Annotated in this window: 12 protein-coding genes and 2 pseudogenes; 12 read left to right on the top strand and 2 right to left on the bottom strand. The window is 67.9% G+C overall.

Annotated elements, in window-relative coordinates; translation table 11 throughout:
* The first annotated feature begins 284 nt into the window (after positions 1-284).
* A complete protein-coding gene (locus tag J5F18_RS19110) occupies positions 285-1,553 on the top strand; it encodes a malic enzyme-like NAD(P)-binding protein (RefSeq protein WP_346300098.1) in 1,269 nt (422 codons plus the stop codon).
* Positions 1,554-1,642: 89 nt separating this feature from the next.
* On the opposite strand, the gene J5F18_RS19105 is transcribed toward J5F18_RS19110, so the two are convergent.
* A complete protein-coding gene (locus tag J5F18_RS19105) occupies positions 1,643-2,398 on the bottom strand; it encodes a DUF481 domain-containing protein (protein WP_346300097.1) in 756 nt (251 codons plus the stop codon).
* 103 nt (positions 2,399-2,501) lie between these two features.
* Positions 2,502-4,929 (bottom strand): annotated as a pseudogene (locus J5F18_RS19100) (penicillin-binding protein 1A).
* A 259-nt stretch (positions 4,930-5,188) separates the two neighbouring features.
* Here J5F18_RS19100 and pilM point away from each other — a divergent pair.
* The 11 genes and pseudogenes from pilM to J5F18_RS19045 form a co-directional block, all read left to right on the top strand.
* Positions 5,189-6,250 carry a type IV pilus assembly protein PilM gene (gene pilM, locus J5F18_RS19095; protein ID WP_346300096.1) on the top strand — a complete coding sequence of 354 codons (1,062 nt, stop codon included), beginning with the start codon at positions 5,189-5,191 and terminating at the stop codon, positions 6,248-6,250.
* A complete protein-coding gene (locus J5F18_RS19090; RefSeq protein WP_346300095.1) occupies positions 6,247-6,837 on the top strand; it encodes a PilN domain-containing protein in 591 nt (196 codons plus the stop codon). Before pilM ends, J5F18_RS19090 begins: the two co-directional genes overlap by 4 nt.
* Entirely contained in the window at positions 6,834-7,457 is a 624-nt protein-coding gene (locus tag J5F18_RS19085; RefSeq protein WP_346300094.1) for a type 4a pilus biogenesis protein PilO, read from the top strand. Before J5F18_RS19090 ends, J5F18_RS19085 begins: the two co-directional genes overlap by 4 nt.
* On the top strand, positions 7,454-7,984 hold the full coding sequence (locus J5F18_RS19080) for a pilus assembly protein PilP (RefSeq protein ID WP_346300093.1): 531 nt from the start codon (positions 7,454-7,456) through the stop codon (positions 7,982-7,984). Before J5F18_RS19085 ends, J5F18_RS19080 begins: the two co-directional genes overlap by 4 nt.
* 82 nt (positions 7,985-8,066) lie before the next feature.
* Positions 8,067-10,112 carry a type IV pilus secretin PilQ gene (pilQ, locus tag J5F18_RS19075; protein ID WP_346300092.1) on the top strand — a complete coding sequence of 682 codons (2,046 nt, stop codon included), beginning with the start codon at positions 8,067-8,069 and terminating at the stop codon, positions 10,110-10,112.
* Positions 10,112-10,654, top strand: a complete 543-nt coding sequence (aroK, locus tag J5F18_RS19070) for a shikimate kinase AroK (RefSeq protein WP_346300091.1) — start codon at positions 10,112-10,114, stop codon at positions 10,652-10,654. The genes pilQ and aroK overlap by 1 nt, the downstream gene beginning before the upstream one ends.
* 4 nt (positions 10,655-10,658) lie before the next feature.
* A complete protein-coding gene (gene aroB / locus J5F18_RS19065; protein ID WP_346300090.1) occupies positions 10,659-11,765 on the top strand; it encodes a 3-dehydroquinate synthase in 1,107 nt (368 codons plus the stop codon).
* Positions 11,766-12,243: 478 nt separating this feature from the next.
* On the top strand, positions 12,244-16,695 hold the full coding sequence (gene gltB / locus J5F18_RS19060) for a glutamate synthase large subunit (RefSeq protein WP_346300089.1): 4,452 nt from the start codon (positions 12,244-12,246) through the stop codon (positions 16,693-16,695).
* Positions 16,696-16,779: 84 nt separating this feature from the next.
* Positions 16,780-18,198: an FAD-dependent oxidoreductase gene (locus J5F18_RS19055; RefSeq protein ID WP_346300088.1), complete on the top strand. Its 1,419-nt coding sequence runs from the start codon at positions 16,780-16,782 to the stop codon at positions 18,196-18,198.
* Between the two features lie 126 nt (positions 18,199-18,324).
* Entirely contained in the window at positions 18,325-19,980 is a 1,656-nt protein-coding gene (locus tag J5F18_RS19050) for a CTP synthase (RefSeq protein ID WP_346300087.1), read from the top strand.
* A gap of 5 nt (positions 19,981-19,985) precedes the next feature.
* Positions 19,986-20,393, top strand: a pseudogene (locus J5F18_RS19045) (3-deoxy-8-phosphooctulonate synthase); the annotation flags it as partial.

The following is a 20,393-nucleotide window of genomic DNA, read 5'->3' as shown; positions in this document are numbered from 1 at the left end:
GTTTCAACAAACGTTTCGGTGCCGCAATCAAGCGCTGAGCGCCAGGTGCCGCCGGACCGTCGAGAAACCCGCCCTCCGAGGCGGGTTTCTTCGTCGTAGGGACGGGTCGAGGCCTCGCCGATAAGGGAAGGGTTATGACTGGCTCGCCAGCCATAACTTGCAGCAAATATCGATGAAAAGCGTCAAACGGGCGTACAACAGGCGGGAAGTTGTCCGCAGTTGAGCCGTGGGGGGTTTTTCTATACGCTAAGTTGTTCTTCTTCACTCTGACCCGGAATCTCAGCATGACAGATGCACGACAGGCGGCGCTGGACTATCACGCGAAACCCATCCCCGGCAAGCTGTCGGTGGAGCTGACCAAGCCCACCGCCACGGCGAAGGACCTCGCCCTGGCCTACAGTCCGGGCGTCGCGGAGCCGTGTCGTGAGATCGCCCGTGACCCGGAGAACGCCTATCGTTACACTGGCAAGGGTAACCTGGTGGCGGTGATCTCCGATGGCTCCGCCATCCTCGGGCTGGGCAACCTGGGCGCCCTGGCCAGCAAGCCGGTCATGGAAGGCAAGGGTGTGTTGTTCAAGCGCTTCGCCGGCATCAACTCCGTGGACGTGGAGGTGAACGCCGAGAGTCCGCAGGCCTTCATCGATACCGTGGCGCGCATCGCCGATACCTGGGGGGGGATCAACCTCGAAGATATCAAGGCTCCCGAGTGCTTCGAGATCGAGCAGGCGCTGATCGAGCAGTGCAGCATTCCGGTGTTTCATGATGATCAGCACGGCACCGCCATCGTCACCGCGGCCGGCATGCTCAACGCCCTTGAGATCGCCGGCAAGCGCCTCGAGGACGCCGTCATTGTCTGCCTGGGCGCCGGGGCGGCGGCCATCGCCTGCATGAAGCTGCTGGTGGCCTGCGGGGCGCGTGCCGAGAATCTGGTGATGCTCGACCGCAAGGGCGTGATCCATTCCGGCCGTGAAGACCTCAACCCCTACAAGGCGATGTTCGCCGTCGATACTGACAAGCGCACCCTGGACGATGCCATCGACGGTGCGGACGTCTTTGTTGGCCTTTCCGGTCCCGGCCTGATGACCGCCGACCACATCCGCAAGATGGCCCCCAACCCGGTGGTCTTCGCCTGCACCAATCCGGACCCCGAGATCCACCCGGACCTGGCCCGTGAAGTGCGCCCCGACGTGATCATGGCCACCGGCCGCTCGGACTATCCGAATCAGGTCAACAACGTGCTGGGCTTCCCCTTCATCTTCCGCGGGGCGCTGGACGTGCGCGCCACCCGCATCAATGAGGAGATGAAGGTCGCCGCGGTCCATGCCCTGAAGGACCTGGCCCGCGAGCCGGTGCCCCAGGAGGTGTTGGAGGCTTACGAGTTGGAGAGCATGAGCTTCGGCCGGGACTACATCATTCCCACGCCGGTGGACGTGCGTCTGCTCGAGCGCATCACCTCCGCGGTGGCCCAGGCGGCGGTGGACTCGGGCGTGGCGCGTCGCCCCTACCCGTCTCACTACCCGCTGAAGCGCGTGGACGACGTTTACGGCGTGTAGCGTACGGCGCTGAGCCTCAACTCGACCGTGCAATCGACGCCGGCCCTCGGGCCGGTGTCGTCATATCTGGAGGTTGACAACGGTGGGGATCACCAGCTGTAGAGCAGCGACACGCTGGTGATGTGGTCGGTGCGCGACTCGGCGCCCTCCGGTGGCTGGGTGTTGCGCTTGGCCTCATGGGAGAGGCGCATCGCCAGGCGGGCATTGAGCCGCGCGGTGAGCGAGGAGAGCGAGCGCGAGGTGGTGTTGTCGTTGGTGGCCTCCACCGAGAGTTCCTGTCGGAGGGTGGCGTTGTCGGTCGCCTCGAAGTGCCAGTCCAGGGCTCCGTAGGCCACCGCGAGTGAGGCGTTCGGCGCGTCGTCGATGCGGTCGCGGCGGTACCCCGGCCCGGCCTCCAGGGAAAGGCGCTGGCGATCCCCTTCGATCAGGTCCCGACCATAGCCGGCGATGGCGGTGAGCTGGTGGTCATAGCCGCTGAAGCGGTCCTTTTCCCCGCGACCGAAACCGAACAGATAGTGGGGGCCGTCGAGGTCGTAGCGTTCGCGGCCCACCAGGCGATACTGCTCGGCGCTGGTCTCGCCGTTCCGGGAGACGTGGCGCACCTCGCTGCGCACCAGATGGGTCCAGCGATCGCGCAGCCAGGTCAGTTGGACCTTGCCGATCAGCGTCTTGCTGTCGGTGTTGCCCGAAAGGTGGGTGTAGCCCAGTTCGGTCTCGCCGCTGAAGCCGTGGGCTTCTTCTTCCTGGGGAGGCGGGGCGTAGAAGGGGCTCGCCTGGGCGCCCCCGGCGAGCAGCAGGAGGCCGCACAGCAGGCTGCGGAGAGTGTGAGTGACGGGGTGGGGCATGACGTGCTTCCTGGGTTTGCCGGTTGGCGATTGCCGCCGAGGCGGCCGTCGCGGTTGGCAGATAAGACGGGCGGCTTCCCTGCCGCCCGGGGGCCGCGTGACGCTAGAAGATCGCCTCGTAGGCGCCGGTGCCCTGGGAGCCGCTGCGCTGCTCGACCTCGCGGTCGACTCGGCGCGGTTGCACGCTCGGCAGGTGGTTCGGGTGGAAGAGCTCGCTGATGCCACCACCCTGGCCGTCGGGCAGGCGGCGCCCGGTCTCGGGATCGACCCGGGCGGTGACGAGGCTGGCAGGCCGCTCATGCTTTGCCTCGGGGCGGCCGTCGAGGGCGTCGCGCATGAAGTCGATCCAGATCGGCAGGGCGGCGTTGGCGCCATACTCGGCGGTGGTCTCGTTGTTGTCCTTGCCCAGCCAGACGGTGGCCACCAGGTCGGCGTTGTAGCCGGCGAACCAGGCGTCGCGCTGGTTGTTGGTGGTGCCGGTCTTGCCGACGATATCGCTGCGGCCCAGCTCCAGGGCGCGCCGGCCGGTACCGCTGTCGATCACGTCGCGCAGCATATCGGTGAGGATATAGGCCGACAGCGGGTCAACGACCCGCGGCGCCACCGGGTGGAGGCGGCCGTCGATCTCGACCTCGGTCTGGTCCTCGCGGCACTCGCGGCATACCACCATGGGCGTGGCCTCCTCGATCGGCGTCTCGTCATCGCCGCGGGTCACCCGCTCGATGAACCAGGGAGCGACCTGGTAGCCGCCGTTGGCCAGCACCGCGTAGGCGTTGGTCATCTCCAGGGGCGTCAGGTCCGCGCTGCCCAGCGCCAGTGAGAGGCCGCGGGGCAGGCGCGAGCTGGCGAAGCCGAAGCCTTCCAGGAAGTCGATGGTGGCGTCCAGGCCCACCTGCTGCAGGACGCGGATGGTGACCAGGTTGCGCGAGCGGGCCAGGGCCACCCGTAGGCGGGTCGGGCCGAGGAAGTCGCCGCTGGCGTTGACCGGGCGCCACAGCTCGCTGCTGCCGTCCTGGACCACCACCGGGGCGTCGTTGACCACGCTGGCGGCGTTCATCAGGCCGCTGTCCAGGGCGGCCAGGTAGACGAACGGCTTGAAGATCGAGCCCGACTGGCGCTGGGCCTGGACGGCACGGTTGAACTTGCTGGCGTTATAGCTGAAGCCACCTTGCAGGGCCAGGATGGCGCCGGTGTCGGGGTGTATCACCACCAGCGACCCTTCGGCATCGGGGCGCTGGGCCAGGCGCAGGCTGCCGTCCTCGCGCTCGAGCACAGGCGATGGTGCGCAGCTCGGCGCCGCGGGTCAGCACGCGCATCTCGCGTCCGGTGCTCTCCACCACAATGGCCGGCTGCAGCGGGCCGAAGCCGGGAGTGCGTTCGAGCACCTGGAGCCAGTTGCTGACGTCACCCTCGATGCCCTCGACCTCCGTCTGGCTGCGCTCGGCGGCCCGCTGGGCGGTCTGCAGGATCTCGGGGGACTCGTCCAGCTCCTCCTCGAGGCCGCGCCGGTCGGTGCGTGCCTGGGCCTCGACCAGGCTGGCCGGTAGGTCCTGCTGCTCGGGGCCGCGCCAGCCGTGGCGAGTGTCATAGGCGATCAGGCCGTTGGCCAGGGCGCGGCGGGCGAAGGGCTGAAGCTCGCTGTCCAGGGTAGTGTGGATGCGGTAGCCGGCGGTGTAGGCATCCTCGCCGAAGCGCTCCACGGCGAACTGCCGGGCCATTTCGGCCACGTAGTCGGCGTCCACTTCGGTCTGGGCCACGTAGCGGCGGGCGGTGATCGGCGCCTGGACGGCCTCGTCGTAGGCGGCCTGGTCGATGTGGCCCAGATGGCGCATGCGGTAGAGGATCCAGTTGCGGCGGATCAGCGAGCGTTCGGGGTTGGCCAGCGGGTTGAAGGCTGAGGGCGCCTTGGGCAGGCCGGCGATCATCGCCTTCTCGGCCAGTGTCAGCTCGCTGAGCGGGCGGTTGTAGTAGGTCTCGGCGGCGGCGGCGATCCCGTAGGCGCGGTTGCCGAGGAAGATCTTGTTGACGTAGAGCTCGAGGATCTCCTCCTTGGACAGCACCCGCTCCATCTGCAGCGCCAACAGGATCTCGCGGATCTTGCGGGTAAAGGTCCGGTCCAGGGTCAGCAGGTAGTTGCGCGCCACCTGCATGGTGATGGTGGAGCCGCCGGACTGAATCTCCCCGCCGCTGGATGCCAGCTCGACGGCTGCGCGTGCCAGGCCGCGGGGGTCGACGCCGCGATGCTCGAAGAAGTTGGCGTCCTCGGCGGCCAGCAGGGCCTGGATGAACTCCTCGGGGATCTCGTCGAACTCCACGGGCATACGGCGCTCCTCGCCGAACTCGCCGATCAGCTTGCCGTCACGGGTGAAGATGCGCAGCGGGGAGTGAAGCTCGAAGTCCTGAAGCTGGCGGACGTCGGGCAGGCCAGGGGCGAAGTAGAGCGCGGCCCCCACTACGCCCAGGGCCGTGGCCGCGGTCAGCGAGATCACCAGCCAAAGCAGGGAGAAGAGCAGAGTTCTGAGAAACGTCATGAAAGAGCGGTATCCATGCAGGGAGCTGAAACGGTACGGTCTTGATGATGTAGGGTGACTGAGCCGCCATTATAGGAATCTCGGCAGGGGGTCACCAGCGTTGACGGTGCAGGTTTGCGGTTAGCCGTGTGTGATTCGGAAATATCATGTAACCTCAGCTTACAGGGGGTGCTAGTCCCCGGGCTCAATAGTCTCCCACGCGAGGGATGAGCAGAATAACAAGCGGCAAGCCGCATGGATCAGCAGGGGTGTGACCGAGATGCGACTCAGGGCATCCAGCAAGGGACTGATCGGTGTCGATATCACCTCGGCAACCGTCAAGCTCATGGAACTCCGGCGTGCTGGCGCCAGCTACCAGGTCGAGAGCTATGCCGTGCGACCGCTGCGCGAGGGCGCTGTGGTAGAGCGGCGCATCCAGGACATGGGCGAAGTGGTCGATGCTATCTCCCGAGCGGTTCAGCAGGCCCGGCCGCACGCCCGTCGTGCCGCGGTGGCGGTGCCCGCCAGCGCGGCCATCACCAAGACCCTAACCCTGCCGGCCTCGCTCAGCGACCACGAGATCGAGGCGCGCATTCAACTCGACTCTGACAAGCACATACCCTTTCCGTTCAGTGAAGTCGCCTTCGATTTTCAGCGGCTCGGCCTCAATGCCCGCTATGCCGACCAGCAGGACGTGCTGCTGGTGGCCTGCCGGCAGCAGGATGTCAGCCAGCTCACCGATGCCCTGCTGCAGGCGGGGCTGACGCCGGGCGCGGTGGATATCGAGACTTTCGCCATGGAGCGCGCCTTTACCGAGGTGCGCCATCAGCTGCCCCAGCTCGCCAGCGAAGAGGACTGCGTGGCCTTGGTGGATATCGGCGCCACCATGAACACCTTCCATGTGCTGCGCGGCGGGCGCGTGGTCTACAGTCGCGATACCGTCTTCGGCGGTCGCCAGCTCACCGAGGAGATCCGCAACCGTTACGGGCTGAGCCTGGACGAGGCGGGCCTGGCCAAGAAGCGGGGCGGCCTGCCGGAGGATTACCAGCGCAGCGTGCTCTCTCCCTTCCTGGATACCCTGGTACAACAGGTGGGGCGTTCCCTGCAGCTTTACTACACCGCCGGCCGCAAGCAGGAGGTGCGCCGCATGGTACTCGCTGGCGGCTCCTGCGTGATTCCCGGCCTGGCGGAACGCCTGGCCCGGGAAAGTGGTATGGAGGTCTCAATCGCCAATCCGCTGGCGCGCATGAAGGTCAACAGCCGCATCGACGTCCAGACGCTCTCCGGCGATGCGCCGGCGATGCTCACGGCCTGCGGCCTGGCAATGAGGTCCCGCGCATGACGATAGAGATCAATCTGCTGCCCTGGCGGGAAGCGCAGCGCGCCCGCCACAGCAAGCGCTTCTATGTGGCGCTGGCGCTGATGGCGGCGCTGGGCCTCGGGGGCGGCTACGCCATGACCTGGCACTACGAGCAGGAGGCCGCCGCCCAGCAGCAGCGCAATGCCCATATCCAGGCCCAGAGCAGCCAGCTCGACTCGGCGATCCGCGTGATCAGCGAGCTGGAGGCGGTTCGCGACCGGATGCGCGAGCAGGTCGAGGTGTTCACCGAGCTGCAGATGGGGCGCACCCAGACCGTCCATGTGTTTCGCGACCTGACCACCAGCCTGGTGGACGGGGTCCACTACACCCAGTTCACGCGCCAGGGCGACAGCCTGCGCCTGGCCGGCCTGGCCGAGGACAATCGCCAGGTCTCCGATCAGCTGCGGGCGCTGGCCGCTGCCGCCTCCTTCACCGAGCCGGTGCTCTCGGAGGTGGAGGCCGCGGGTGGCGGTGAGCAGCGGCGCTTCAGCCTGAGCATGAGTCAGCAGCTGCCGCGTGCGGCGTCCGGTCAGACAACCGGGGCGGAGCCGACGGGGGAGGGGCCATGAGTCTCAAGGGAGAGCTGCGCCGCCTGCGCGAGCTGGACTGGCGCGAGTTGGACATCAAGGAGGCCGGGGGCTGGCCCTGGTCGTTGCAGTTGATCTGCTGCCTGCTGCTGCTGGGGCTGACCTTCGCCGCCATGCACTGGTATCTGGCGTCGCCGGCCCGGGAGGAGCTCGACCGCGTACGGACCCAGGAGCAGAGCCTGTTGCGCGACTACCGCAGCAAGGCGGCCCAGGCGGCCAACCTGGAGGCCATGCGCGAGCAGATGACGGACCTCGAGACACGCATGGGGGCGCTGCGCAGCATGCTGCCGACCGGGGCCGAGGTGCCGTCGCTGATCGACAACATCAGCGAGACGGCCGTCGACAACCAGCTGGCCATCGACTTCATTCGCCTGCGCAGCCCGGTCACCCGCGAGCACTACGTCGAGCAGCCCTTCGACATTCAGGTGCAGGGGGACTACCACCGTATCGCCACCTTCCTGGCCGGTGTGGCCGGCCTGCCGCGCATCGTCACCCTGCACGATCTGACGCTGTCGCCCGAGGGCGGCAGCGGCCAGCGCCTCAGGCTGTCGCTGCTGGCACGGACCTACAGCTATCGACAGACCGAGGAGGTGGCGCCATGAGTCGCCGGAAGCCGCTCTCTGCCTTGGTCATCGGCCTGCTGCTGGCGGGGCTCGCCGGCTGTGCGGATCCCCAGCTCGGTGCGCTGGACCGTGAGCTGGCCGAGATTCGCAGTAACCCCGGCGCGACCCAGCGGGTGGAGCTGCCCGATATTCCCGACTATGAGGCGCTGCCCTATGACGAGGCCGACCGACGCAGCCCGTTCATCGCCAGGCTGCCGGAAGCCGAGCAGCCGCCGCGAGGCTCCGAGGAGCTGGCCCCGGACCCGACCCGTCCGCGCGAGCCCCTCGAGGCCTATGGCCTCAGCCAGCTCGACCTGGTGGGCACCCTGACCCATGGGGGGCAGCCCTCGGCGCTGGTGCGCGCGCCGGATGGCACGGTGCACCGACTCCGCGTCGGCAACTACCTGGGCAGTGACTTCGGTCGCATCGTCAGTATCACCTCGTCGACGGTACAGCTCGTCGAGGTGGTGCCGACCGGGCGAGGCGGCTGGATCGAGCGCACCACGCGGCTGACGCTCAACGATTAGAGGCCTGGCTACAGGCAAGCGATTCGCCGCCCACCGGCCGGGTTGGGCGACAAGCGGGGGGAAGGGAACAATGCGACCGATCATGAAGCGTGGATTCGCGACACTCGTGCTGCTGGCGGTCTCCGCCGGCGCTCTGGCGGCCTCCACCCTGGAGGGGCTCGACTTCCGGCAGGGGAGCGGGGGCGAGCTGGAGGTGGACCTGTCATTCGCCGGGCCGGTGCCGGAGGTGCGTGGCTATCGGCTGGATGATCCAGCACGTCTCACCATCGACCTGATGGAGACCGGCAACCGCCTCGACCAGCGCCGCTACGAGCTGGGGATCGGCGGCGTGCAGCAGGTCACGGCCCTGGAGGCTGGCTCGCGGACGCGGCTGGTCTTCGATCTCGAGGGCCCGCTGCCCTACAACACCCGCGAGCAGGGCAATCGGCTGCGCCTGGCCATCGGCGGCGCTGCCGCCGACACCGGGGTGGCCCCGGCGACGGCTGCCGCCGAGCCCGCGCCGAGCCGTCCCGCCACCACCGGCCCGAGCGTCCAGGACATCGACTTCCGCCGCGGTGAGGGCGGGGCCGGGCGTCTGATCGTCAGCTTCGACCGTGCCGGGGTCGATGCCCGGGTCCGCGAGACCGGGCGCAACCGGATCACCGCCGAGCTGCGCGGCGTGGAGCTGCCGGCCTCCCTGGACCAGGTCTATGACGTCAGCGACTTCAGCACCCCGCTGCGGCGCATCACCCCGCGGGTGGGCCGCGACGGCGTGACCCTGGATATCGAGGGCACCGGCGACTTCGCCATGGTCTCCACCCAGAGCGGCCGCCAGCTCATCATCGAGGCCCAGCCGGTGGCCCAGCAGGAGCGCGAGCGGCGAGTGCGCGAGCAGTTCCCCTACACCGGTGAGCGCATCACCCTCAACTTCCAGGACATCGAGGTTCGCGCGGTGCTGGCCATCATCGCCGACTTCACCGGGCTCAACCTGGTGGCCAGCGATAGTGTAACGGGCCGTGTGACCCTGAACCTGGAGGACGTGCCCTGGGACCAGGCGCTGGACCTGGTGCTCAAGAGCCACGGCCTGGCCAGTCGCCAGGAGGGCAACGTCATCGTGGTGGCGCCGGCCAGCGAGCTGGCCGGCATGGAGCGCCAGGAGCTCGAGGCCCGCGAGCAGATGGAGACCCTGGCGCCGCTGACCACCGAGTACATCCAGGTGCGCTATGCGCGTGCCTCGGACCTGGCGGCGCTGCTGCGCGGCGGCGAGGGATTTGGCCTGTTGACCGAGCGGGGGCGCGTGGCGGTGGACCAGCGCACCAACACCCTGTTGATCCAGGATACCGCCGACCAGATCGACGAGATCATGCGCACCCTGGACCGCCTCGACGTGGCGGTGCGCCAGGTGCAGATCGAGGCGCGCATCGTGATTGCCAGCGACAGCGCCACCCGCGAGCTGGGGGTCAACTGGGGGATCTCCTCGCCGGATCGTCGTGCCGGTGGCCGGCTGGACCTCGGCGGCGCCTCGGATGGCACGCCGATCTCCGGCCTCGGCGGCCTCGCCGTGGATTTCGGCGCCACCGACCGCGGCGTGGGCGGCATGACCAGCTTCGCCTTCGGCTATCTCTCCGGCGACGTGCTGCTCGACCTGGAGCTGCGGGCCTTGGAGAGCGAGGGGCGCAGCTACACCATCTCCCAGCCGCGGGTGATCACCGCCAACCAGCGCACCGCGGTGATCAAGCAGGGCCAGGAGCGGGCCTTTCGCGAGGCGGCGGCCAGCGGGGCGGCGTCCGTGGATTTCAAGGAGGCGGTGCTGTCGCTGGAGGTGACCCCGCAGATCACCCCGGACAATCGCATCATCATGGACGTGGCGATCACCAACGATACCTTCGGCGAGTTCCTGCCCGGCGAGGAGCCGCCGATCAACAAGAACGAGATCCAGACCCAGGTGCTGGTGGACAACGGCGAAACCGTGGTGCTGGGCGGCATCCTGCAGACCGAGGAGCTGCGCAACCTGGTCAAGACCCCGTTCCTCGGCGACCTGCCGGTGATCGGCAACCTCTTCCGCTATACCCAAGAGACCAACGAGAAGGTAGAGTTGCTGGTATTCATCACTCCCCGAATACTGGACGACGGCGTGGCCCTTCGCTGATGCAGGCACTACCCAACCTGATACTGATCGGCCCCATGGGGGCCGGCAAGAGCACCATCGGCCGCCTCCTGGCGGCCGAACTTTCTCGCGACTTCTACGACAGCGATCACGAGATCCAGGCGCGCTGCGGCGCCGATATCCCCTGGATCTTCGACGTCGAGGGCGAGGCGGGCTTCCGCGACCGCGAGACCCAGATGATCGACGAGCTCACCCGCCTCGAGGGCGTGGTGATCGCCACCGGCGGCGGCGGCGTGCTGCGTGAGGAGAACCGCCGCATGCTGCGTGAGCGCGGCACCGTGATCTATCTCTTCACCACCGTCGAGCAGCAGCTCCGGCGCACCGCCAAGGATCGCAACCGGCCGCTGCTGCAGCGGGGGAATCGCGAGGCCGTGCTGCGCGAGATGTTCGGGGTGCGCGATCCCCTCTACCGGGCCACCGCCGATATCACCGTGCGCACCGACCGACGCGGCCCGCGGGCGGTGGTCAACGACATCGTCAAGCGCGTCACCCGGCTGGTCGACCCCCTCCAATGCAAGGCATGAGCCCATGAGCGAAACCTCCCCTGGCCCGCGCACCCTCGAGGTGGCGCTGGGCAGCCGCAGCTACCCCATCCAGATCGGCCCCGGCCTGCTCGGCGAGCCTGGCGCGCTGGCCCCCTACCTGGCCGGGAGCCAGGTGATGATCGTCACCAACGCCGTGGTCGCTCCCCTCTACCTCGAGCGCTGCCGCGCCGCCCTGCCGGCGAGCGCCGAGGTGCGCGAACTGGTGCTGCCCGACGGCGAGGCCACCAAGACCCTGGAGAGCGTCTCGCGCATCTGGGATGCCCTGCTCGAGGCGGGCTTCAATCGCCGCTGCACCCTGGTTGCCCTGGGTGGCGGGGTGATCGGCGACATGGTCGGCTTCGCGGCGGCCTGCTACCAGCGCGGCGTGGCCTTTATCCAGGTGCCCACCACCCTGCTGGCCCAGGTGGACTCCTCGGTGGGCGGCAAGACCGGGGTCAACCACCCGCTGGGCAAGAACATGATCGGCGCCTTCTGGCAGCCCCGGGCGGTGCTGATCGACACCGATACCCTGGCCACCCTGCCCCCCCGGGAGCTCTCCGCGGGCCTGGCCGAGGTGATCAAGTACGGCCTGATCCGCGACGCCGATTTCCTCGCCTGGCTGGAGGAGGCGCTGCCGGCGCTGCGCGCCCTCGATGCCGCGGCGCTGGCCCGGGCCATCGAGCGCAGCTGCGCCCTCAAGGCCGAGATCGTCGCCGAGGACGAGACCGAGCAGGGAGTGCGGGCGCTGCTCAACCTGGGGCACACCTTCGGTCACGCCATCGAGGCGCACCAGGGCTATGGGCGCTGGCTGCACGGCGAGGCGGTGGGGACCGGCATGCTGATGGCCGTCGAGCTCTCGGCGCGGCTGGGCTGGCTCTCCGAGGCCGAGGTGGCGCGCACCCGGGCCATCCTCGAGGCGGCGGCGCTGCCGCTGGCCGCCCCGGCCGACATGGCGGTGGAGGACTTCCTGGTCCGGATGCGGCTGGACAAGAAGAATATCGACAGCCGCCTGCGCCTGATCCTGCTGCGCGCCCTGGGCGACGCCTGCCTCTACGACGAGACCCCGCCCGACCTGCTGGAAGCCTTTATCGCGGCGTTCCCCCGTAGCTGAGCGCCCACCGCCACCCGCTCCGACGCCCGCACCCCGTGCGGGCGTCCTCGTCTGTGGGCATGGTTCAGGGGCGGCCTTGCGGGAAGCGTCGTTCGGGGAGGGGCGATGGGGCTGTCGCGAAATGCCGTCATGCCGACAATCCGCATGCCGTATGCCGTATCAGCATGGAAAAGAGGCGTGGACTTCGACTAAAGTCTAGTGGCTGGCCGCTATCGTTGACGGTTCGTCTATGGAGTTGCAAGTCATTGAGTTGTGGGCTTTTTTTTCTCGCCGGGTTGTTGCAAGTGGCGGATTTGTCGATGTTTTTTTCTTTGGGGAGGGCGCCCGGCGTTGCGCCGGGCCGGGGCGGTTGACTATGCTGGGCGACCTTTTGTCGCGCAGTCCCGCTGTCGCCGGTGGTTATAAGTGAAAAATAAAAAACCGGTTAAAATAGCATGAAGGTTCTGCAGAAAAAACCACCTTATCGCGAGGCACGCCAATGAACAGAGGTCTCCACCAGCCCGGTGAGTTCCGTGACAACTGCGGGTTCGGCCTGATCGCCCATATGGAGGGGCGCGCCAGCCATCAGCTGCTGCGCACTGCTATCGAGTCCCTGACCTGCATGACCCACCGCGGCGGCATCGCCGCCGACGGCAAGACCGGCGACGGCTGCGGCCTGCTGCTCAAGATGCCCGAGGCCTTTATGCGCCAGGTGGCGCAAGATGCCCTCGGTGTCGAGCTGGGCGAGCGCTTTGCGGTGGGGGCGGTCTTCCTCCCCGACGATGATGCCCGGGCCGAGGCGGCCAGCGATACCCTGGAGGGTGAGCTGCGGGCCCGTGGCCTGGTGATCCGCGGCTGGCGCGACGTGCCCGTGGACCCGAGCGTCTGCGGCCCGATGGCCCTCGAGTGCCTGCCGCGCATCCGCCACCTCTTCGTGGAGCCGGGCAAGAACGGCAGTGTCGAGACCTTCGAGGTAGATCTCTTCATGGCCCGCCGCCTGGCCGAGCAGGCGCTGCGCGACGAGGAGGAGTTCTACGTCTGCTCGCTCTCCGAGCGGGTGGTTTCCTACAAGGGGCTGGTGATGCCGGTGGACCTGCCGGCCTTCTACCGCGACCTGGGTGATGAGCGCCTGGAGACCGCCATCTGCGTCTTCCACCAGCGCTTCTCCACCAATACCGCGCCGCGCTGGCCACTGGCCCAGCCCTTCCGCCTGCTGGCCCACAATGGCGAGATCAACACCATCGAGGCCAACCGCGGCTGGGCCAACTCCCGCAAGGAGAACTTCGTCTGCGAGCGGCTGCCGGAGATCACCGAACTGGCGGAGATCGTCAACACCACGGGCTCCGACTCCTCGAGCATGGACAACATGCTGGAGGTGCTGCTGACGGGCGGCATGGAGCTGCATCGCGCGGTGCGCATGATGGTGCCGCCGGCCTGGCAGAACGTGGAGCTGATGGACGGCGACCTGCGTGCCTTCTACGAATACAACTCCATGCACATGGAGCCCTGGGACGGCCCCGCCGGCGTGGTGATGACCGATGGTCGCCAGGCGCTCTGCATGCTGGACCGTAACGGTCTGCGCCCCGCCCGCTGGGTGATCACCAAGAACGGCTTCATCACCCTGGCCTCGGAGATCGGCACCTACGACTATGCGCCCGAGGACGTGGTGGCCAAGGGGCGCGTCGGGCCGGGGCAGATACTGGCCGTGGACACCGAGACCGGCGAGGTGCTGCATACCGACGACGTCGATGCGCGCCTCAAGTCGGCCTACCCCTACAAGCGCTGGCTGAAGCAGGAGGCCCACTACCTGGAGTCGGCGCTCACCGAGCTGGCCAGCTTCCACAACATGGAAGGCGACGCCCTGAACGTTGCCCAGAAGATGTTCCAGGTCAGCTTCGAGGAGCGCGACCAGTTGCTGCGCCCGCTGGCCGAGAGCGGCCAGGAGGCGGTGGGCTCCATGGGCGACGATACCCCCATGGCGGTGCTCTCCGGCAAGCAGCGCCTGCTGACCGACTATTTCCGCCAGAAGTTCGCCCAGGTCACCAACCCGGCCATCGATCCGCTGCGCGAGGCGATCGTGATGTCGCTGGAGACCTGCATCGGCGCCGAGCTCAACGTCTTCAAGGCGACCCCGGAGCACGCCCACCGCATCATCCTGACCACGCCGGTGCTCTCGCCGCGCAAGTTCACCGCCCTGGTGGAGCAGGAGGATCCGGCCTTCGCCAGCCACCGCCTGTCGATGGGCTATGTGCCCGAGCAGACCGGCCTCAAGGCCGCGCTCCTCGAGCTCTGTCGCCAGGCCGAGGCGGCGGTGAAGGACGGCAAGGTGGTGCTGGTGCTGTCGGATGCCGACCTCGCGAAGGGCGAGCTGCCGATCCATGCCGCCCTGGCCGTGGGCGCGGTGCACCACCACCTGGGCCGGCTGGCGCTGCGCCCGCGGGCCAACATCGTGGTGGAGACCGGCTATGCCCGCGATGCCCACCAGATGGCGGTGCTGTTCGGCGTGGGGGCCACGGCGATCTTCCCCTGGCTGGCCTATCAGGTGATGGCCGACATGCATCGCACCGGCGAGCTGACCGGCAACCCGGCCGATGCCCGCGAGAACTACCGCAAGGGCCTGCAGAAGGGGCTGTTCAAGATCCTCTCCAAGATGGGCATCTCGACCCTGGCCTCCTACCGCGGCTCCCAGCTGTTCGAGGCGGTAGGGCTCGCCGAGGAGGTGATGGAACTCTGCTTCACCGGCATGGCCTCGCGCATCCAGGGCACTGGCTTCGCCGAGCTGCAGCTGCAGCAGGAGTGGCTGGCCCGCGATGCCTGGACGCCGCGCAAGGGTATCTCCCAGGGTGGGCTGGTGAAGTACGTGCATGGCCACGAGTACCACGCCTACAACCCCGACGTGGTCATGGCGCTGCAGGAAGCGGTCCAGGAGGGCGACTACACCAAGTGGAAGAAGTTTGCGGCGCTGGTCAACGAGCGCTCGCCTGCCACCCTGCGTGACCTGCTCCGGCTCAGGCCCGCCGCCGAGCCGCTGCCCCTGGAGGAGATCGAGCCGGTCGAGGCGCTGATCCCGCGCTTCGACAGCGCCGGCATGTCGCTGGGCGCGCTGTCGCCGGAGGCCCATGAGGCCCTTGCCCAGGCCATGAACGAGGCCGGTGGGCGCTCCAACTCCGGCGAGGGGGGCGAGGCCCCGGCCCGCTACGGCACCGTGCGCTCCTCCAAGATCAAGCAGATCGCCTCGGGGCGCTTCGGCGTCACCCCGGCCTACCTGGTCAACGCCGAGGTGCTGCAGATCAAGGTGGCCCAGGGCGCCAAGCCCGGCGAGGGCGGCCAGCTGCCCGGCGGCAAGGTCAACGAGCTGATCGCCCGGCTGCGCTACTCGGTGCCCGGCGTCACCCTGATCTCGCCGCCGCCCCACCACGACATCTACTCCATCGAGGACCTGGCCCAGCTGATCTTCGACCTCAAGCAGGTCAACCCGGAGGCCCAGGTCTCGGTGAAGCTGGTCTCCGAGCCCGGCATCGGCACCATCGCCACCGGGGTGGCCAAGGCCTACGCCGACCTGATCACCGTCTCCGGCTATGACGGCGGCACCGCGGCGAGCCCCATCACCTCCATCAAGCACGCCGGCAGCCCCTGGGAGCTGGGCCTGCCCGAGGTGCATCAGGCGCTGCGCATCAACGGCCTGCGCGACAAGATCCGCCTGCAGACCGACGGTGGCCTGAAGACTGGCCTCGACGTGGTCAAGGCGGCGATCCTCGGCGCCGAGAGCTTCGGCTTCGGCACCGCGCCCATGGTGGCGCTGGGCTGCAAGTACCTGCGCATCTGTCACCTCAACAACTGCGCCACCGGCGTGGCCACCCAGCACGACTACCTGCGCGGCGAGCACTTCCGCGGCACCGTGGACATGGTCAAGCACTACTTCCGCTTTATCGCCGAGGAGGTGCGCGAGCTGATGGCGCTGCTGGGCGTGCGCCAGCTGACCGACCTGATCGGCCACACCGACCTGCTCGAGGTGCTGGAAGGGGAGACCGCCTCCCAACGCAAGCTGGACCTGACGCCGCTGCTCGGCAACGACTTCGTGCCGGCGGACGCGCCGCAGTTCTGCCAGGTCAGCCGCAACGTGCCCCACGACCCGGGGGCCAAGAACCAGGAGGTACTGGCCGCGCTGAAGGACGCCATCGAGCAGAAGAGCGGCGGCGACTTCGCCTTCACCATCACCAACTGCGACCGCAGCGTGGGGGCGCTGGCCTCCGGGGCCATCGCCAAGCGCTACGGCGAGGCGGGGCTGGAGGAGGCGCCGGTCACCGCGCGCTTCACCGGCGTGGCCGGCCAGAGCTTCGGGGTGTGGAACGCCCGCGGCCTCAACCTCTACCTGGAGGGGGATGCCAACGACTATGTCGGCAAGGGCATGAACGGCGGCAAGGTGGTGATCATCCCGCCCAAGGCCAGCCGCTTCGAAAGCCACAAGACCGCCATCGTCGGCAACACCTGCCTGTATGGCGCCACCGGCGGCAAGCTGTTCGCCGCCGGCACCGCCGGCGAGCGCTTCGGGGTGCGCAATTCCGGGGTCCACGCGGTGATCGAGGGGGCCGGCGACCACTGCTGCGAGTACATGACCGGCGGCCTGGTGGCCGTGCTCGGCGAGACCGGCGTCAACTTCGGCGCCGGCATGACCGGCGGCTTCGCCTACGTGCTCGACGAAGAGCGCACCTTCGTCGACAAGTACAACCATGAGCTGGTGGAGATCCACCGCGTCAACACGGAGACCATGGAAGCCTATCGCCGCCACCTGCGCGAGGTGATCGAGGAGTTCGTTGTCGAGACCGGCTCGGCCCGCGGCCGCGCCATCCTCGATGACTTCAGCGACTTCATCCGCCACTTCTGGCTGGTGAAGCCCAAGGCGGCAAGCCTGAACAGCCTGTTGGCCCAATCCCGGCGTCAGCCGGAATAAGCGGCGGCCTATCGCCCTCGACAACAGGTGATTCACCCCGGGCCCAGGCCCGGGGCGACCAACAGGACTTCCAGGAGAATCAGCATGGCCAACCGTCTGAGCAACGATTTCCAGTTCATCGACGTGGGTCGCCAGGACCCCCAGAAGAAGGACGCCCGCACCCGCTCGCGAGAGTTCGCCGAGATCTACGAGCCCTTCAGGCCCCAGGAGGCCGCTGGCCAGGCGCACCGCTGCCTGCACTGCGGCAATCCCTACTGCGAGTGGAAGTGCCCGGTCCACAACTACATTCCCAACTGGCTGCAGCTGGTGGCCGAGGGCAATATCCTCGAGGCCGCCGAGCTCTCCCACAAGACCAACTCGCTGCCCGAGGTGTGCGGCCGGGTCTGCCCCCAGGACCGTCTCTGCGAGGGCGACTGCACCCTCAACGACGGCTTCGGCGCGGTGACCATCGGCTCGGTGGAGAAGTACATCACCGATACCGCCTTCGCCATGGGCTGGCGCCCCGACATGTCCCAGGTGACCTGGACCGAGCGTCGGGTGGCGATCATCGGCGCCGGCCCGGCCGGGCTCGGCTGCGCCGACATCCTGGCGCGCAACGGGGTCAAGCCGGTGGTCTATGACCGCAACCCGGAGATCGGCGGCCTTCTGACCTTCGGCATTCCCGAGTTCAAGCTCGAGAAGAGCGTGATGGAGCGCCGCCGGGCGGTCTTCGAGGAGATGGGCGTGGAGTTCCGCCTCAACGTGGAGATCGGTCGCGACCTCACCATGGACCAACTGCTCGAGGAGCATGACGCCGTCTTCATGGGCATGGGCACCTACAAGTACATGGAGGGCGGCTTCCCCGGCGAGAACCTGCCCGGGGTGCACAAGGCGCTGGACTACCTGATCGCCAACGTCAATCACTGCCTGGGCTTCGAGAAGAATCCCGGCGACTACATCTCCTTCAAGGGCCAGCGCGTGGTGGTGCTGGGCGGTGGCGACACCGCCATGGACTGCAACCGCACCGCCATCCGCCAGGGCGCCACCGAGGTGACCTGCGCCTACCGGCGCGACGAGGAGAACATGCCGGGCTCCCGTCGCGAGGTGGCCAACGCCCGCGAGGAGGGCGTGGAGTTCCTGTTCAACCGCCAGCCGGTGGCGGTGGTGGGTGAGGGCAAGGTCGAGGGCGTCAAGGTGGTGCGCACCCGCCTCGGCGAGCCGGACGAGAACGGTCGCCGCCGCCCCGAGGTGGTCCCGGGCTCCGAGGAGGTGATCCCCGCCGATGCGGTGGTGATCGCCTTCGGCTTCCAGCCGGATCCGCCTGCCTGGTTCGCCGACCATGGCATCGAGCTGGACGAGCGCGACCGGGTCAGGGCGCCGGAGCAGGGCCAGTTCCGCTTCCAGACCAGCTACGAGAAGGTCTTCGCCGGCGGCGACATGGTGCGCGGCTCCGACCTGGTGGTCACCGCCATCCACGAGGGGCGCCAGGCCGCCGAGGGGATCCTCGACTACCTGGGGGTCTGAGGCTTCATCGGCCAGCCGCCCGGCGGTTGGCCGAAATTGAGCCATTGGTCGTATTCTGCTACGCTGTCGACCCATCCTGGCGCGGCTTCCTGCCGGGCCTACCGATCACGTTTCGACAGGTTCTCCATGACACGATATATCTTCGTGACCGGCGGCGTTGTGTCCTCACTCGGCAAGGGCATCGCGTCGGCCTCGCTGGCGGCGATTCTCGAGGCGCGCGGCCTCAAGGTCACCATGCTCAAGCTCGACCCGTACATCAACGTGGACCCGGGCACCATGAGCCCCTTCCAGCACGGCGAGGTATTCGTCACCGAAGATGGCGCGGAGACCGATCTCGACCTGGGCCACTACGAGCGCTTCATCCGCACCAAGATGACCCAGGGCAACAACTTCACCACCGGTCGCGTCTACGAGCACGTGTTGCGCCGCGAGCGTCGCGGTGACTACCTGGGCGGCACCGTCCAGGTGATCCCGCACATCACCGACGAGATCAAGCGTCGGGTGTATGCCGGCGGCGAGGGCTTCGACGTGGCCCTGGTGGAGATCGGCGGCACCGTGGGCGACATCGAGTCGCTGCCCTTCCTGGAGTCGATTCGCCAGATCAGAAGCGAACTGGGCGCCAACCGGGCGATCTTCATGCACCTGACGCTGGTGCCCTATATCAAGACGGCGGGGGAGACCAAGACCAAGCCGACCCAGCACAGCGTCAAGGAGCTGCGCTCCATCGGTATCCAGCCCGATATCCTGATCTGCCGCAGCGAGGTGGAGCTCGAGGAGAGCGAGCGGCGCAAGATCGCCCTGTTCACCAACGTCGAGGAGCGGGCGGTCATCCCGCTGCAGGATGCCGACACCATCTACCGCATCCCGCTGATGCTCCACGAGCACGGCCTGGACGAAATCGTCTGCGACAAGCTGCGCCTGGACGCCGACGAGGCCGACCTCAACGAGTGGATCAAGGTGCTCGACGCCAAGCTCAACCCGCTCAAGTCGATCAATATCGCCATGGTCGGCAAGTACATGGAGCTGCTCGACGCCTACAAGTCGCTCAACGAGGCGCTGATCCACGCCGGCATCCAGAGCCGTGTCAAGGTCAACGTCGACTACATCGACTCCGAGGACGTCGAGCGCGATGGCGCCGAGCGCCTGGCCGGCAAGGACGCCATCCTGGTGCCCGGCGGCTTCGGCGAGCGCGGCGTGGAGGGCAAGATCGCAACGGCCCGCTTCGCCAGGGAGAACGGCATTCCCTATCTCGGTATCTGCCTTGGCATGCAGGTGGCGGTGATCGAGTTCGCCCGCAACAAAGCCGGCTGGGAAGATGCCGACTCCACCGAGTTCACCCACGACACCCAGCACCCGGTGGTGGGCCTGATCACCGAGTGGATCACCCCCGAGGGCAAGATCGAGCTGCGCGACGCGGCCTCCGACCTCGGCGGCACCATGCGCCTGGGCGGCCAGGTGTGCCGCCTGAAGGCCGGGAGCAAGGCCCGCGAGGCCTACGGGGCTGACGAGATCGTCGAGCGTCACCGCCACCGCTACGAGGTCAACAACCAGTTCGTCGAGGAGTTGGAGCAGGCGGGCCTGGTGGTCTCCGGCAAGAGCGCCGACAACTCCCTGGTGGAGATGGTCGAACTGCCCGACCACCCCTGGTTCGTGGCCTGCCAGTTCCATCCGGAGTTCACCTCCACGCCCCGCGATGGCCACCCGCTGTTCACCGGCTTCGTCAATGCGGCGCTGGAGCACAAGGCGGCGCGTAGCCGCGCTCAGACCGCCCACCAGGAGTGAACGGGATGAGCGCACCCGAACGTCAGGTTTACTTTGCCGGCCTCGAGGCAGGCAATTCGTTGCCGCTGATGCTGCTCGGCGGCATGAACGTGCTGGAGTCGCGCGAGCTGGCGCTCGAGGTGGCCGAGACCTATGTGGAGGTGACCGGCCGGCTCGGCATGCCCTACGTCTTCAAGGCCAGCTTCGACAAGGCCAACCGCAGCTCCATCCACTCCTACCGCGGCCCGGGCCTGGAGAAGGGCCTGGAGATCCTGGCCGAGGTAAAAGCGCGCTTTGGCGTGCCCATCATCACCGACGTCCACGAGCCCTGGCAGGCCGAGCCGGTGGCCGAGGTGGCCGACGTGATTCAGCTGCCCGCCTTCCTGGCGCGGCAGACCGATCTTGTCGTGGCCATGGCGCGCACCGGCGCGGTG

Source organism: Halomonas sp. BM-2019 (genome assembly GCF_017584085.1).
This window is presented reverse-complemented; position numbering and strand designations above follow the sequence as displayed.